Source organism: Plesiomonas sp. ZOR0011 (assembly GCF_000800945.1).
GTDB classification, from domain to species: Bacteria; Pseudomonadota; Gammaproteobacteria; order Enterobacterales; family CAMTGL01; genus Plesiomonas; species Plesiomonas shigelloides.
This window is the reverse complement of the sequence record NZ_JRKB01000092.1, coordinates 27,256-41,770: the sequence shown is the minus strand read 5'-3', so window position 1 is coordinate 41,770 and position 14,515 is coordinate 27,256. Positions and strand designations below refer to the sequence as shown.

12 protein-coding genes are annotated in these 14,515 nt (G+C 51.8%); 2 read left to right on the top strand and 10 right to left on the bottom strand.

Features of this window, described 5'->3' with window-relative positions; translation table 11 throughout:
- Positions 1–556: 556 nt before the first annotated feature.
- Together mepM and znuA are read right to left on the bottom strand one after the other, a co-directional pair.
- Positions 557–1,876 (bottom strand): murein DD-endopeptidase MepM, encoded by a 1,320-nt coding sequence (mepM, locus tag L975_RS15585; RefSeq protein WP_039045546.1) that lies wholly within the window; start codon positions 1,874–1,876, stop codon positions 557–559.
- 18 nt (positions 1,877–1,894) lie between these two features.
- Positions 1,895–2,806 carry a zinc ABC transporter substrate-binding protein ZnuA gene (gene znuA / locus L975_RS15580; RefSeq protein WP_039045545.1) on the bottom strand — a complete coding sequence of 304 codons (912 nt, stop codon included), beginning with the start codon at positions 2,804–2,806 and terminating at the stop codon, positions 1,895–1,897.
- A gap of 121 nt (positions 2,807–2,927) precedes the next feature.
- Between znuA and znuC the strand changes: the two genes are divergently transcribed.
- Together znuC and znuB are read left to right on the top strand one after the other, a co-directional pair.
- The gene (gene znuC / locus L975_RS15575; RefSeq protein ID WP_039045544.1) at positions 2,928–3,689 is read left to right on the top strand and encodes a zinc ABC transporter ATP-binding protein ZnuC; all 762 of its coding nucleotides are present in this window, start codon (positions 2,928–2,930) and stop codon (positions 3,687–3,689) included.
- A complete protein-coding gene (gene znuB / locus L975_RS15570) occupies positions 3,682–4,467 on the top strand; it encodes a zinc ABC transporter permease subunit ZnuB (protein ID WP_039045543.1) in 786 nt (261 codons plus the stop codon). The genes znuC and znuB overlap by 8 nt, the downstream gene beginning before the upstream one ends.
- 145 nt (positions 4,468–4,612) lie before the next feature.
- Here znuB and sucD read toward each other — a convergent pair whose 3' ends face one another.
- The 8 genes from sucD to sdhC form a co-directional block, all read right to left on the bottom strand.
- Positions 4,613–5,485 carry a succinate--CoA ligase subunit alpha gene (sucD, locus tag L975_RS15565; RefSeq protein WP_010864227.1) on the bottom strand — a complete coding sequence of 291 codons (873 nt, stop codon included), beginning with the start codon at positions 5,483–5,485 and terminating at the stop codon, positions 4,613–4,615.
- Entirely contained in the window at positions 5,485–6,651 is a 1,167-nt protein-coding gene (gene sucC / locus L975_RS15560; protein ID WP_039045542.1) for an ADP-forming succinate--CoA ligase subunit beta, read from the bottom strand. The genes sucD and sucC overlap by 1 nt, the downstream gene beginning before the upstream one ends.
- Positions 6,652–6,740: 89 nt before the next feature.
- Entirely contained in the window at positions 6,741–7,967 is a 1,227-nt protein-coding gene (gene odhB / locus L975_RS15555) for a 2-oxoglutarate dehydrogenase complex dihydrolipoyllysine-residue succinyltransferase (protein WP_010864229.1), read from the bottom strand.
- 23 nt (positions 7,968–7,990) lie between these two features.
- Positions 7,991–10,798 (bottom strand): 2-oxoglutarate dehydrogenase E1 component, encoded by a 2,808-nt coding sequence (gene sucA, locus L975_RS15550; protein ID WP_010864230.1) that lies wholly within the window; start codon positions 10,796–10,798, stop codon positions 7,991–7,993.
- A gap of 272 nt (positions 10,799–11,070) precedes the next feature.
- Positions 11,071–11,790: a succinate dehydrogenase iron-sulfur subunit gene (locus L975_RS15545; RefSeq protein WP_010864231.1), complete on the bottom strand. Its 720-nt coding sequence runs from the start codon at positions 11,788–11,790 to the stop codon at positions 11,071–11,073.
- 19 nt (positions 11,791–11,809) lie between these two features.
- Positions 11,810–13,576, bottom strand: coding sequence for a succinate dehydrogenase flavoprotein subunit (gene sdhA / locus L975_RS15540; protein ID WP_036769931.1), 1,767 nt, complete (start codon positions 13,574–13,576; stop codon positions 11,810–11,812).
- 1 nt (position 13,577) lies between these two features.
- Entirely contained in the window at positions 13,578–13,925 is a 348-nt protein-coding gene (gene sdhD, locus L975_RS15535; RefSeq protein WP_010864233.1) for a succinate dehydrogenase, hydrophobic membrane anchor protein, read from the bottom strand.
- Positions 13,919–14,308 carry a succinate dehydrogenase cytochrome b556 subunit gene (gene sdhC, locus L975_RS15530; protein WP_010864234.1) on the bottom strand — a complete coding sequence of 130 codons (390 nt, stop codon included), beginning with the start codon at positions 14,306–14,308 and terminating at the stop codon, positions 13,919–13,921. The genes sdhD and sdhC overlap by 7 nt, the downstream gene beginning before the upstream one ends.
- Positions 14,309–14,515: the final 207 nt, after the last annotated feature.

The window sequence follows — 14,515 nt, the reverse complement described above, 5'->3', positions numbered from 1 at the left end:
CATGCTAATAAATTCGTTACAAAACTGGTATAAACGGTTAAGTCAGAACATTGAGTTACATAAATCTCTCTGTATTAGATATTTTTATGTCCGTTCATGATATCTACCGATTTATCAGAGAGTGTGGCCCCTAGGCCATGCTCCCGGCAGCAAGCGAAGGTGTCATTGGCACCCGTGGCACGTCATCTGGCCTGCCACGTCAATTTTTTTACCTCCTCTTTTTTACCGACTCACTCTCCGTGATAAGACCATTTTCTCTTTACCCACTTTTAGTTGAGCCTAACTACAGCAATTCACATTCTGATTCTAAGCATTTAAGGCTGGGCAGACTCTCCCCCTGGGATATTCCGACACTTATCCCCACTGAACATCTGTTATCCGCCGCAACTTGCTAATATTGGTCGAGTATTGGTCGCGCTATGCCGGTTTACGGCTCTCGCATAACCCGCTCGCCTAGCAAGCACAGATAAAACATGGGATATAGAACGCGCAGATAAAAAAAGCCCGCAGAGTCTGCGGGCTTTTTTCATGTAGAGAGATATGCGTAACGGATTGATTAATCCAGCGTCAGCTGTGGCAGGTACTCTTTGGTACGCGCCAAGAAGGCACGACGCTCTTGACCAGCCAAACCATCTGACATCGGCAGTTTCACCTTCATCGGATCCACCGGACGGGAGTTCAGCAAGAATTCATAGTGAATGTGTGGCCCGGTTGAACGCCCAGTGTTACCCGACAGCGCGACACGGTCGCCTTTTTTCACTTTCTGCCCTTGCTTGACCAAAATCTTGCTCAGGTGCAGGAAACGCGTCTGATACTGACGACCTAAACGGATCACCACATAGTTACCGGCATACGGGTGATAACCGGCTTTCACCACTTCACCATCACCGATAGACAGCACCGGTGTACCGATAGGTGCCGCAAAGTCAGTACCGTTATGCGGCGCGACACGACGCGTTACTGGATGCAGACGACGTGGGTTAAAATTCGATGAAATGCGATACTGCTTTAAGGTTGGCAGACGCAGGAAACCTTTGGCTAAGCCCGCACCTTCACGGTTATAGAAGCGGCCATCTTCAGCCTGAATCGCGTAATAGTCTTTGCCAGAGGAGTTCAAGCGTACTGCTTTGACTTCACCGGAGCCAGTCACTTTACCGTCCAAAAACTCACGTGACATCAGCACACTGAATTTATCGCCTTTTTTCAGCTTGCGAAAATCCACCTGCCACTGCAACGCTTTGGTAACCTGCTGAATTTCACGAGTCGACAAACCGGCTGCTTTCGCGCTGGATACGAAGCTACCATCGATAGTGCCTGCAACGCGATCGTTTTGCCACGTCCCTTGCATGGTTTCAACAGTGCGCTTATAAGCACCATTGTCTGCACGATCGTAAACGCGGGTTTCACGATTATTGACCGCCCAAGTCAATTGCTTGAGCAGACCATCATCATCCAGTTTCCAGCTCAGCTCTTGGCCAATCCCTAAACGCTGAACTTCGGGGTTACTTTTTGTCAGTGCATGCACATCCGACATATCAATGCCGTACTGTGTCAGAATGCTGCCGAGGGTCTCACCACTTTCTACGGTGTGCTCATGTACCGCCTCTTCGAGCTTTTTATCCAGATCATCTTTCTCTGGCTCCAGCTCGGGCGCATCATTTGGCATCACCTGATCCAATGGCTCACTTGCCTCCGGCTGCAAATCGCGCTGGGTTTCAATATCCAGCGCAATTTCGCGTTTAAGCGGAGTATGGTTCAACACCGGATTCCACGCGGCAACGGCCAACGTTAATGCGGTGAGCATACCCAGCAGCACTTTATGTAATCGTGGCAGGCCGTTAAGAGCTAGCGATACTGACCTGACAAATTCTTGCACTTTGTTACCCCAATTTTTTTATTTACTCAGGCAACTCGCGTATTGTTGGGAGAGTTGCTCTAAAAACTGCACATAGCTGTCCTTGCCGAGAGAAACTTTCTCACCGAGCGGATCAAGCGTACCTATATTGACTGAGGTGCCGCGCGCGACAGCGTCAATCACTGCTGGTCTGAACTGGGGTTCAGCAAACACGCACGAAACCTGATGTTGTTCTATCTTCTGCTTAATCTCGCTCAATGTTCTAGCTCCCGGCGTGATCACCGGATTGACGGTGAAATGCCCAACATTGTTTAAGCCAGCAAAAGATTCAAAATAACCGTACCCGTCATGAAACACAAAATAACCGTGCTGCTTGACTGGGTTCAGTATGCTACCAATTTTTTCAGGTAAATGGTTAATCTGCGTTTGAAAATATTGCAGATTTGCCTTCACTTTGTCTTTTTGTTCTGGGAAAAGTTCCTGCAAACGTTCAGAAATTGCGACTGCTGTATATAAAGCAATCTCAGGTGACATCCAGACATGTAAATCTGTGGAACCATGATCATGCGCATGACCGTGATCATCACCATGCTCTTCCGCATCTTCATCATTATCGTCAGCATGACGCAATAACGGCATGACCGAAGATAAGTTTTTTACTTTTATTTGCTGATTATTCGCCTTTTCTGTGAGTGGCTTCACTAAAAAAGGCTCCATCTCGTCACCCACCCATACCACTAAATCCGCATTATTTATCCGTTTAATATCGGACGGACGCAGCGCATAATCATGGGGAGACGCACCATTAGGCAGCAAAACTTCGGTATCCGTGACACCATCAGCAATCGCCGCGGCGATAAAACCTAACGGCCGCACTGATACCAACACCGAGGCAAAACTTTGTATCGGCAGTAACGCCAAAAAACTGAGTAGAAAAATGCGCTTAATCATACAAAAACCTTTCGAGTACCCAATGTAATTTTGTTATAATATAACATCACATTTTTTGATCATACTTATTTTATCGCCACACACCGTGCCGAATAGCGATCACTCAGGTCATACAGACACCATGTCAACACTCATTGAGCTTCATCACATTGATGTCGTTTTGGGTGAGCGAAAAGTGCTGAACAACATTTCGCTCAACATCAAGAAAAACCACATCGTTACCCTACTCGGCCCGAATGGCGCGGGAAAATCGACCTTGGTTCGGGTCGTCCTTGGCTTATTGGCGCCGAGCGCCGGACAAATCGTGCGCGCAGGTAATCTCAAAATCGGCTACGTACCTCAAAAGCTGCACCTCGATGCTACCCTTCCCCTGACCGTGCGGCGCTTTTTGGCGCTGAAAAAGACGGCAAATCCGGAAGAGATGCTAAGCGCAGTCAGTAAAGTGAATGTGTTGCACCTGCTCGAACAACCGATGCAAAAGCTCTCCGGTGGGGAAACCCAGCGCGTGCTGCTCGCACGAGCCCTGATGAACAAACCGGATCTGCTGGTACTGGACGAACCGATGCAAGGGGTGGATGTGAACGGCCAAGCGGCACTGTACGATTTGATCACTGTTCTGCGCGATGAGCTCGGCTGTGGGGTACTGATGGTGTCGCATGATTTGCATCTGGTGATGGCGAAAACCGATGAGGTGCTGTGTCTCAACCAGCATATTTGCTGCTCGGGCGCACCAGAGGATATCTCGCATCACCCTGAGTTTATCTCGATGTTTGGCCGTCAGTTGCCGGGCAAACTGGCGTTGTATCAACACCATCATGATCATCGCCATGCGTTAAATGGTCAGGTTATCCATACTCATCATCAAGGATGCCGCCATGATTGAGATTTTATTACCCGGCTGGCTGGCCGGTATGTTGCTCACCCTCGCCACCGGCCCGCTGGGCTCGTTCGTGGTATGGCGGCGCATGGCCTATTTTGGCGATACCTTGGCGCACGCCTCTTTGTTAGGGGTGGCACTTGGCTTGCTGCTGGATGTCAATCCATACATCACTATCTTGGGGTTAACCTTAACCTTAGCGGGCGTACTGGTATGGCTGGAGCATAAACCTCAACTGGCAGTCGATACCCTACTGGGAATATTGGCGCACAGCAGTTTGTCGCTCGGTTTGGTGACCGTGAGTTTGATGTCTGATGTGCGGGTTGATTTGATGGCCTACCTGTTTGGCGATCTGCTGGCTATCACATGGCAAGATATTGCGTGGATTGGTCTAGGCGCAGCGTTAGTGCTGGGCGTGTTGTGCTGGCAATGGAACGCACTGCTGTCTGTCACCATTAACCCAGAATTAGCCTTTGTGGATGGCATTAACCTCAACCGCATGCGCCTGCTATTGATGCTGACCACCGCGGTGACTATTGGTTTGGCGATGAAGTTTGTCGGTGCTTTGATCATCACCTCTTTACTGATTATTCCGGCAGCCACCGCACGCCGTTTTGCCAGCACGCCTGAGCAAATGGCCTTCACTGCATCACTGTTCGGGATGCTGTCGGTCACCGGTGGCTTGCTGTTATCGTGGTTTTATGACACGCCAGCCGGCCCTTCGGTGGTCATCTGCTCCGCTGCGCTTTTCATGCTCAGCCTGCTGAAAAAACAGCGTGCGTGAGATTCGGTCTTTGCGGTTTAACCGTTGTACTATCAAGCGACAGACAAACCATTCGTAAAACAACGCGCAAACAGCATATAAAAAAACCGGCATCACGCCGGTTTTTTTATATCACAATACAGCTTCTCGGCTCAGGGCATAACGCTTACCAGCCCGTGACCTGACGCAGTGCCTGACCAATATCAGCCAGTGAACGCACGGTTTTCACGCCCGCATCTTCCAGCGCAGCGAATTTTTCATCCGCCGTGCCTTTGCCGCCAGAGATAATCGCCCCCGCATGGCCCATACGTTTGCCTTTTGGCGCAGTAACACCCGCGATGTAAGACACCACCGGTTTAGTGACATTCGCTTTGATAAAAGCCGCCGCCTCTTCTTCCGCGCTGCCGCCAATCTCACCAATCATCACAATCGCTTCGGTTTGCGGATCGTCTTGGAACAAACGCAAAATATCGATAAAGGTCGAACCTGGGATCGGGTCGCCACCGATACCAACACAGCTAGACTGACCAAAACCTTCATCGGTGGTCTGCTTAACCGCTTCATACGTCAGCGTACCGGAGCGCGAAACAATCCCAACACGGCCCGGCAGGTGAATATGACCCGGCATGATACCAATCTTGCACTGACCCGGAGTGATCACGCCCGGACAGTTTGGCCCAATCATGCGCACGCCAGTTTGCTCCAGACGCACTTTCACCTGCAGCATATCCAGCGTCGGGATCCCTTCCGTGATACAGACGATCAACTGGATCCCAGCATCGATAGCTTCCAAGATGGCATCTTTACAAAACGGTGCCGGAACGTAAATCACCGAGGCGGTCGCCCCCGTCGTTTCGACCGCATCACGCACGGTATTAAATACCGGCAATCCCAGATGATAAGTCCCGCCTTTACCCGGTGATACCCCCCCAACCAGCTGAGTGCCGTATGCCAGCGCTTGCTCAGAGTGGAACGTGCCTTGTCCACCGGTAAAACCTTGGCAAATAACCTTGGTATTTTTATCAATCAGAATAGACATTATTTGCCCTCCGCTGCATGAACGACACGCTGTGCAGCATCGGTCAAACTGGTTGCTGCGATGATATTCAAACCACTGTCAGCCAATTTCTTGGCTCCCAGCTCGGCATTGTTGCCTTCCAAACGTACCACCACCGGAATGCTCACGCCCACTTCTTCTACGGCGCCAATAATACCGTCGGCAATCAAATCGCAACGGACAATACCGCCAAAGATATTCACCAGTACCGCTTTGACATTAGCGTCGGACAGAATAATTTTAAACGCTTCGGTAACACGCTCTTTGGTTGCGCCACCGCCCACATCAAGGAAGTTTGCTGGTGCGCCGCCGTGCAATTTCACGATATCCATGGTGCCCATGGCCAGACCGGCGCCATTGACCATGCAACCGATATTGCCTTCCAGCGCCACATAGTTGATTTCCCACTGTGCGGCATGCGCTTCCCGTGCATCTTCCTGAGATGGGTCTTGCATCTCACGCAGTTGCGGTTGGCGATAGAGCGCATTGGAGTCCACCACCACTTTGGCATCCAGACAGTGCAGATTGCCCTGCGCGGTGATCACCAATGGGTTGACTTCAATCAGAGCCAGATCTTTATCCAAAAACAGCTGACCGAGGCCCATGAAAATCTTGGTGAACTGACGGATTTGATCGCCGGTTAATCCCAGCTTAAATGCCAGCTCACGACCTTGGTAAGGCTGTGGACCACAGATAGGATCAAGCGCCGCTTTATGGATCAGCTCCGGCGTTTCAGCGGCCACTTTCTCAATTTCCACGCCGCCTTCCGTTGACGCCATGAACACCACACGACGACTCGCGCGATCGACCACAGCGCCTAGATACAGCTCTTTGGCGATATCGGTGCAGCTTTCGACCAAGATCTTGTTAACGGGTTGCCCCTTGGCATCAGTCTGGTACGTGACCAGATTTTTACCCAACCATTTCTGGGCAAACTCACGGATCTCGTCCTTAGAGCGCGCCAGCTTCACGCCGCCCGCTTTGCCACGTCCACCCGCATGAACCTGACATTTTACCACCCAGTGGTCACCGCCAATTTTATCAGCTGCCTCAACCGCTTCATGCTGGCTGCTACAGGCATAGCCTTCTGATACGGGCAGACCATACTGAGCAAACAGCTGCTTACCCTGATATTCGTGCAAATTCATGATGCTCTATCCATGTTAGTTATATTGTCCTAGGGGGTCACCACTGAAACTGGGCCCGGGCTCTTCTCGGGTTCCGGGCCCGATATCGCTTATACGTCCAGAAGTAAACGGGTTGGGTCTTCCAACAGATCCTTCACCGCCACCAAGAAGCTGACGGACTCACGACCATCAATCAAACGGTGATCATAAGACAGTGCCAGATACATCATCGGCAGGATCTCAACCTTACCGTCTACCGCCATAGGGCGATCTTTGATGGCATGCATACCCAGAATCGCACTTTGTGGCGGGTTAATGATTGGCGTTGACATCAGGGAGCCAAACACCCCGCCATTGGTAATGGTGAAATTACCACCGGTCAGGTCGTCCACGGTCAGCTTGCCGTCACGACCTTTCTCAGCCAACACTTTGATGCTCTTTTCGATATCCGCCAGACTCAATGTATCGCAGTCACGCAGTACCGGCGTTACCAGACCACGTGGCGTAGAGACCGCCATGCTGAGATCAAAATAGTTGTGATACACGATATCGTCGCCATCAATCGAGGCATTGATTTCTGGGAAGCGTTTTAACGCCTCAACCACCGCTTTCACATAAAACGACATAAAGCCCAAACGCACACCGTGGCGCTTCTCAAACACCTCACCATACTGCTTACGCAGCGTCATGATTGGCTTCATATTGACTTCATTGAAGGTCGTCAACATTGCGGTGGTGTTTTTGGCTTCCAGCAAGCGTTCAGCGATACGCTTACGCAAACGGGTCATTGGCACACGTTTTTCACTGCGACCGGCCAGCAATGCTGGCGCAGCGGCAACTGCGGTAGGCGCTTGCGCCGCCGCAGGCTGGGCTTTGCGCATCTCAGTGACATATTTTTCTACGTCTTCACGCGTAATGCGGCCACCAACACCAGAGCCTTTGATTTTGGCAGGGTCCAGATTGTGCTCCGCGACCATACGGCGCACCGCAGGACTTAACGCATCGGAGCTTTCTTCAGTCAGCGCGGCAGTATGGCGCTGCGCCGGAGTCGCCACCGGTTCCGACAGTTTGGCGGCGGTCGGTTCACCGGCCACAGCAACCGGACGCACACGACCAATCAGCTGACGACCGGTAACAGTCGCCCCTTCTTCTTCTAGCACCACGTCCAGCACGCCATCATCGGTTGCCGGGACTTCCAGTACCACTTTGTCGGTTTCGATTTCGACGATCACTTCGTCACGCGCGACGCTATCACCCGGTTTTTTATGCCAGGTTGCGATGGTGGCATCGGCAACGGATTCAGGCAGATCCGGAACTAAAATATCTATGCTGCTCATAAAAAATCCTTCGTTATTTGTTCTTATTCCGTGCGCAAGGCATCGTCAACCAGGTTCTTTTGTTGTTGGGTATGCAGTGACATGTAACCGACCGCCGGTGACGCGGATGCCGGACGACCAGCATAATTCAGTGTCGCCCCCGCCGGGATCACCTGACGCAGATTATGCTGACTGCAATACCAGGCACCTTGGTTCAACGGCTCTTCTTGGCACCAGACATAATCGGTCACGTGGGCGTAGGCACTGAGCAGTGCACGCACGCTCTCGTATGGGAACGGATACAGTTGTTCAATCCGGATAATCGCCACGTCAGTCTGTTCATTCTTACGGCGCTGTTCCAGCAAGTCGTAGTACACCTTACCGGAGCACAGCACCACGCGACGCACCTTGGCCGGATCCAACGCATCAATCTCGCCAATCGCAGGCAAGAATTGCCCGTTGGCCAACTCTTCGAGGCTAGAAACTGCCAGTGGATGGCGCAGCAAGGATTTCGGAGACATAACCACCAGCGGACGACGCATTGGACGAACCATCTGGCGACGCAGCATATGGTAAACCTGCGCTGGCGTTGACGGCACGCACACCTGCATATTTTGCTCGGCGCACAGCTGTAAATAACGCTCTAAACGGGCCGACGAGTGCTCTGGGCCTTGGCCTTCGTAGCCGTGTGGTAACAGCAGTGTCACACCACACATCCGACCCCATTTTTGCTCACCCGAGCTGATGAACTGATCAATCACCACTTGAGCGCCGTTGGCAAAATCACCAAACTGCGCTTCCCAAATGACCAGCGAGCGCGGCTCTGCCGTGGCATAACCGTATTCAAAAGCCAGCACCGCCGCTTCTGACAGCACGGAATCCCAGACTTCGAATTTGCCTTGGCCATTATGGATATGCGTCAGAGGCTGATAAATGCTGGCATCGTTTTGGTTGTGTAATACCGCGTGACGATGGAAGAAAGTACCGCGCCCAGCATCCTGCCCAGACAGGCGTACGTTCACAGACTCATCCAACAATGTGGCATACGCCAGTGTTTCGGCAAAGCCCCAATCCAGTGGACGCAGGCCTTCGCTCATTTCGCGGCGATCGGCATAAATTTTTTCTACGCGGGGATGCAGTACATGACTTTCTGGGTACTGACAAACGCGACGCCCCAAATCCTGCAAGCGGGATAATTCCACCCCTGCCGGATACGCCATATCCCACTCATGGTTCAAGTACGGCGCCCAGTCAACCGAGTGCATCTGCATCGGACGCCACTCTGGCACCACACAATCGCCTTTATCCAGCGCATCGCGATAGTTATTGACCATTTCGGTGGCATCTTCTTGCAAAATCAGGCCACTTTCGATGAGTCGATCGGCATAAATCTTACGTGGGGTCGGATGCTTTTTGATCTTCTGGTACATCAGCGGCTGCGTAGCATTCGGCTCATCCGCTTCGTTATGGCCATGACGGCGATAACAAACCAGATCAATCATCACATCACGCTTGAAGGTAAAGCGATAATCCAACGCCAAACGAGCCACAAACGCGACCGCTTCAGGATCATCGGCATTAACGTGGAAAATCGGTGCCTGCACCATTTTGGCAATGTCAGTGCAGTATTGTGTCGAGCGCGTATCTTTCGGGTTCGAGGTGGTAAAACCAATCTGGTTGTTAATCACAATCCGAATGGTGCCGCCCACTTTGTAACCTCGTGCCTGCGACATGTTAAAGGTTTCTTGCACCACCCCTTGACCGGCAATCGCCGAATCGCCATGAATGGTGATCGGTAATACCGTGCTGCCCTCATGATCGCCTAAGCGATCCTGGCGTGCACGCACTGAGCCCACGACCACTGGATTTACAATCTCAAGGTGCGATGGGTTAAACGCCAACGCCAAGTGCACGGTGCCATGCTCGGTGGCAAAGTCAGACGAGAAACCCTGGTGATATTTCACATCCCCAGTGCCCCAGCCTTCATCATGCTTACCGGCAAAAGCATCAAATAAGTCTGCCGGTTTTTTACCCAGCACGTTAACCAGCATGTTCAAGCGGCCACGGTGCGCCATTCCCAGCACCACTTCACGGGCACCATGCTGGGCCGAGCCACGGATCAGCTCTTTAACCAGCGGGATCATGGCATCGCCACCTTCCAGCGAGAAACGCTTCGCGCCCGGGAAACGCGCCCCAATATAACGCTCAAGACCTTCTGCGGCGGTCAATTCTGACAGGAAGGTACGCTGTTCCAGTGGCGTAAATTCAGGTTTACCTTGTACCGACTCCAGACGCTGCTGAATCCAACGTTTTTCTTCAGTACTGGTGATGTGCATGTACTCTGCGCCCACCGAGCCACAATAGGTTTCATTCAGCGCTTGGTAGAGTGCAGATAACGGCAGACTCTCTTGCCCACAAGCAAAAGAGCCGACATTGAAGACGGAGCCAAAATCATCGGCGGTCAGGTTATGGAATGCAGGGTCAAGATCAGCGACAGGGTCTTGCTTCCACAGCCCCAGCGGATCCAGTGTGGCCTGCTGATGACCGCGAAAACGGAATGCGTTAATCAGTTGCAGAACCCGCACCTGTTTAACGTCAGCCTCAGGATCGGCTTGGGTATGACGGTAACGCGCTGGCTCTTGGGCCAGTTTGCGGAAATAGTCGCGTACCCGAGAATGGGGCTGCTCAGCGGCCACACTCACGACAGGCAAGCTATCAAAAATAGCCCGCCAGTTCTCATCTACCGAGGCAGGATCTGTGAGGTAATCTTCATAGAGTTGTTCGATATAGGTTTGGTTGGCGCCCGCCAGCGGGGAAGAGTCCAACCAGTCCTGAATGACTCCGTTTTCCATCTTAATCCCTTTTATATATTTTGTTGTTTTGCCGTGGTGTTTTATACCGAAACTCGGTGAGCCGACCGGATGTGGATACCCTGACGTTCACCGAGAGCCGGTATGGTGCTCGGACGGGAAACCCGAGCTCTCTTCTTTTTGCTTTCACCGCAGATAGTTAACGTATTCGTTCAACAATTTCAATCAGCGCGCAACATATCACAATCTTTTGTGCGCTTAATCGGCTGAACCGTTCCGTCTATTTACCCTATCCGACTGATGGCTTACCGTACTTAAACCGCTTTTTGCAACAGCATAGACTTAATATGTCCAATTGCTTTGGTAGGATTTAATCCTTTAGGACATACATTAACGCAATTCATAATTCCATGGCAGCGGAATACACTGAAAGCATCATCTAAATCAGCCAAACGCTCTGCTGTGGCGGTGTCACGACTGTCAATCAGGAAACGGTATGCTGCCAGTAAACCGGCAGGACCGACAAATTTGTCCGGATTCCACCAGAACGACGGGCACGAGGTCGAGCAACAGGCACACAAGATGCACTCATACAAACCATCGAGATGCTCACGCTGTGCAGGCGTCTGAATAAACTCACGTTCAGGCTGCTGCTTACCATCGTTAATCAGGTACGGTTTAATTTTCTCGTACTGGGTATAAAACTGGCCCATGTCGACAATCAAATCACGGATCACGGGTAAGCCCGGCAATGGCCGGATCACAATGGTCTGTTGACCACTGCCCGTCAACGCCGATAACGGCGTAATACAGGCCAGCCCATTTTTGCCGTTCATGTTAATGCCGTCGGATCCACACACCCCTTCACGGCACGAACGGCGAAAGGCTAAGGTCGGGTCCTGTTCTTTTAACTTGATAAGCGCGTCCAGCACCATCATGTCTCGCCCATCTTCCGTTTCCAGGCGCAACGTTTGCATATAAGGCGCCTTATCGGTTTCCGGGTTATAGCGGTAAATCGAAAACTGCACTTGCATACCCTGACTCCTTATTCCCTTAGTAGGTACGTGCTTTCGGAGGGAAGGCCGGACGCAATGTCGGCTCCATGTTAACCTGACGACGACTCATACTGTCGGTGACCGGATTGTACAGAGAGTGGCACAGCCACTGCTGATCATCACGATCTGGGTAGTCAAAGCGGCAATGCGCGCCACGACTTTCGGTACGGAAGTTAGCCGCCAGCGCGGTGGCATAAGCCGTATCCATCAGGTTATCCAACTCCAGACACTCTACCCGCTGGGTATTAAAGTCAGAGGATGTATCATCCAAACGTGCGGTCTTCAGGCGCTCACGAATGGTTTTGAGCTCTTCGAGCCCCTCAGCCATCGCCGCACCTTCACGGAATACCGAGAAATTTCGCTGCATGCAGCTTTGCAGATCTTTACGGATTTGCACTGGATCTTCGCCGTTACGGGTACTGTTCCAGCGATTCACGCGCGCCAACGATGCCTCGATATCTGACTCACTGGCCGCACGCGCTTCACTTTGCGCCGCCAGCGTTTCACCAAGGTGCAAACCGGTTGCTCGGCCAAAGACCACCAGATCCAGCAGCGAGTTCCCTCCCAGACGGTTCGCCCCGTGTACTGATACACAGGCAATCTCACCGACCGCAAACAATCCTTGGATATCGACATCACGCCCATCCGCGGTTTGTCCCACCGCTTGCCCACTAACCTGAGTCGGGATCCCGCCCATCATATAGTGACAAGTTGGGATCACCGGAATCGGCTCATTGACCGGATCGACATGGGCAAAGGTGCGTGACAATTCACAGATCCCAGGCAGGCGAGATTCCAGAACCTCTTTACCCAAATGATCGAGTTTGAGCTTGATATGCGGCCCCCACGGACCGTCACAGCCACGCCCTTCACGAATTTCAATCATCATAGAGCGCGCGACCACATCACGACCGGCCAAGTCTTTGGCATTCGGCGCATAACGCTCCATAAAGCGTTCACCGTGCTTATTCAGCAGGTAGCCGCCTTCACCGCGACAACCTTCAGTAACCAGCACGCCCGCACCGGCAATCCCAGTTGGGTGGAATTGCCACATTTCCATATCTTGTAACGGCACCCCAGCGCGTACCGCCATCCCGACGCCATCACCGGTATTAATGTGGGCGTTGGTGGTCGAGGCGAAAATCCGCCCAGCCCCACCCGTGGCCAGCACTGTCGCTTTGGCTTTGAAATAGACGGTTTCACCGGTTTCCAAACAAATTGCCGTACAGCCTTGGATCACGCCATCTTGGTTTTTCACCAGATCCAATGCATACCATTCAGAGAAAATGGTGGTTTTATTTTTGATATTCTGTTGATACAGGGTATGCAATAACGCATGTCCAGTACGGTCAGCGGCCGCTGCCGTACGCGCCGCCTGCTCACCACCGAAATTTTTTGATTGGCCACCAAAAGGACGCTGATAGACGCGGCCATTATCAAAACGGGAGAAGGGCAAGCCCATGTTCTCCAGCTCTAAAATCGCCTCTGGGCCGGTTTTACACATATATTCGATGGCATTTTGGTCCCCGATGTAATCAGAGCCTTTTACCGTATCGTACATGTGCCATTCCCAGTTATCTTCATGGGCATTGCCCAGCGCCACGGTGATCCCACCTTGTGCCGATACGGTATGGGAGCGGGTTGGGAAAACTTTTGAGATTAGCGCACAGCTCAAACCTGACTGGGAAATCTGCAGCGCTGCGCGCATGCCAGCACCACCTGCACCAATCACGACTGCATCAAATTCTTTTGTTGTTATATTCACCTTAAGCCCCCCACACAATAACGACTGTGGAAATCAGGTACACCATCAGTACCAACACCACCACAAACTGCAAAACCAGTCGTAAAGCGACCGGTTTGATGTAATCGGTTAACACCTGCCAAAGTCCAATCCAGGCATGAACCAGCACACACACGGCAGCCAAAATGGTGAACACTTGCGTGATGCCAAAGGTAAAGAAGTTCTTCCAGATCCCGTATGTCATTTCCGGGGCGGAAACGATGAAACCTAATAAATAGAGGATGTACAACGTCATGATGATGGCGGTGGCTCGCAGCAAGATCCAATCTTGCACGCCGCTTCGGCCAAACGCAGTGGCATTCGTTACCATACCAGCACCCCCGCAAGCAGTGATAAAACGATGGTAATGGCAAAAGCAATCCGCGCACTGCGGCTGGCAACCGCCAAGTTTTCTTCACCAAAACCTAAATCCATTAATAGGTGACGTACCCCGCCAACCACATGGTAGGCCAGCGCTGTCAAAATGCCCCACAAAATGAATTTAACAAGGAAGGTATCGGTAATGGCTTGCGCCTGTGCGAACCCTTGCTCAGAGGAGAGCGACAGGGACAACAGCCATAACAAGATCCCCAATGCGATGAAGGTAATGACACCGCTCACCCGATGGAGAATCGAGGCGATTGCGGTTATCGGGAAGCTGATCGTTTTCAGATCAAGATTAACAGGTCTTTGCTTATTCACGGTTCTGCCCACGCCGCTCCATTGAGCTCTGTTTGTTTTCCTTATCTAACCTTCAGGTTATTGAAAGTTACCGGGTAAACAGGAGTCATTTTTGCGTTTCAGCATACCGCCGGGCGAGGTGTGTTGGGTGGTGATACGCCTGCAACGCCAAATCCATTTACATTTAGGCAATACTTTCATTAACCTGAAGACCCGAGCCAAGTATACTTTTCACCATCA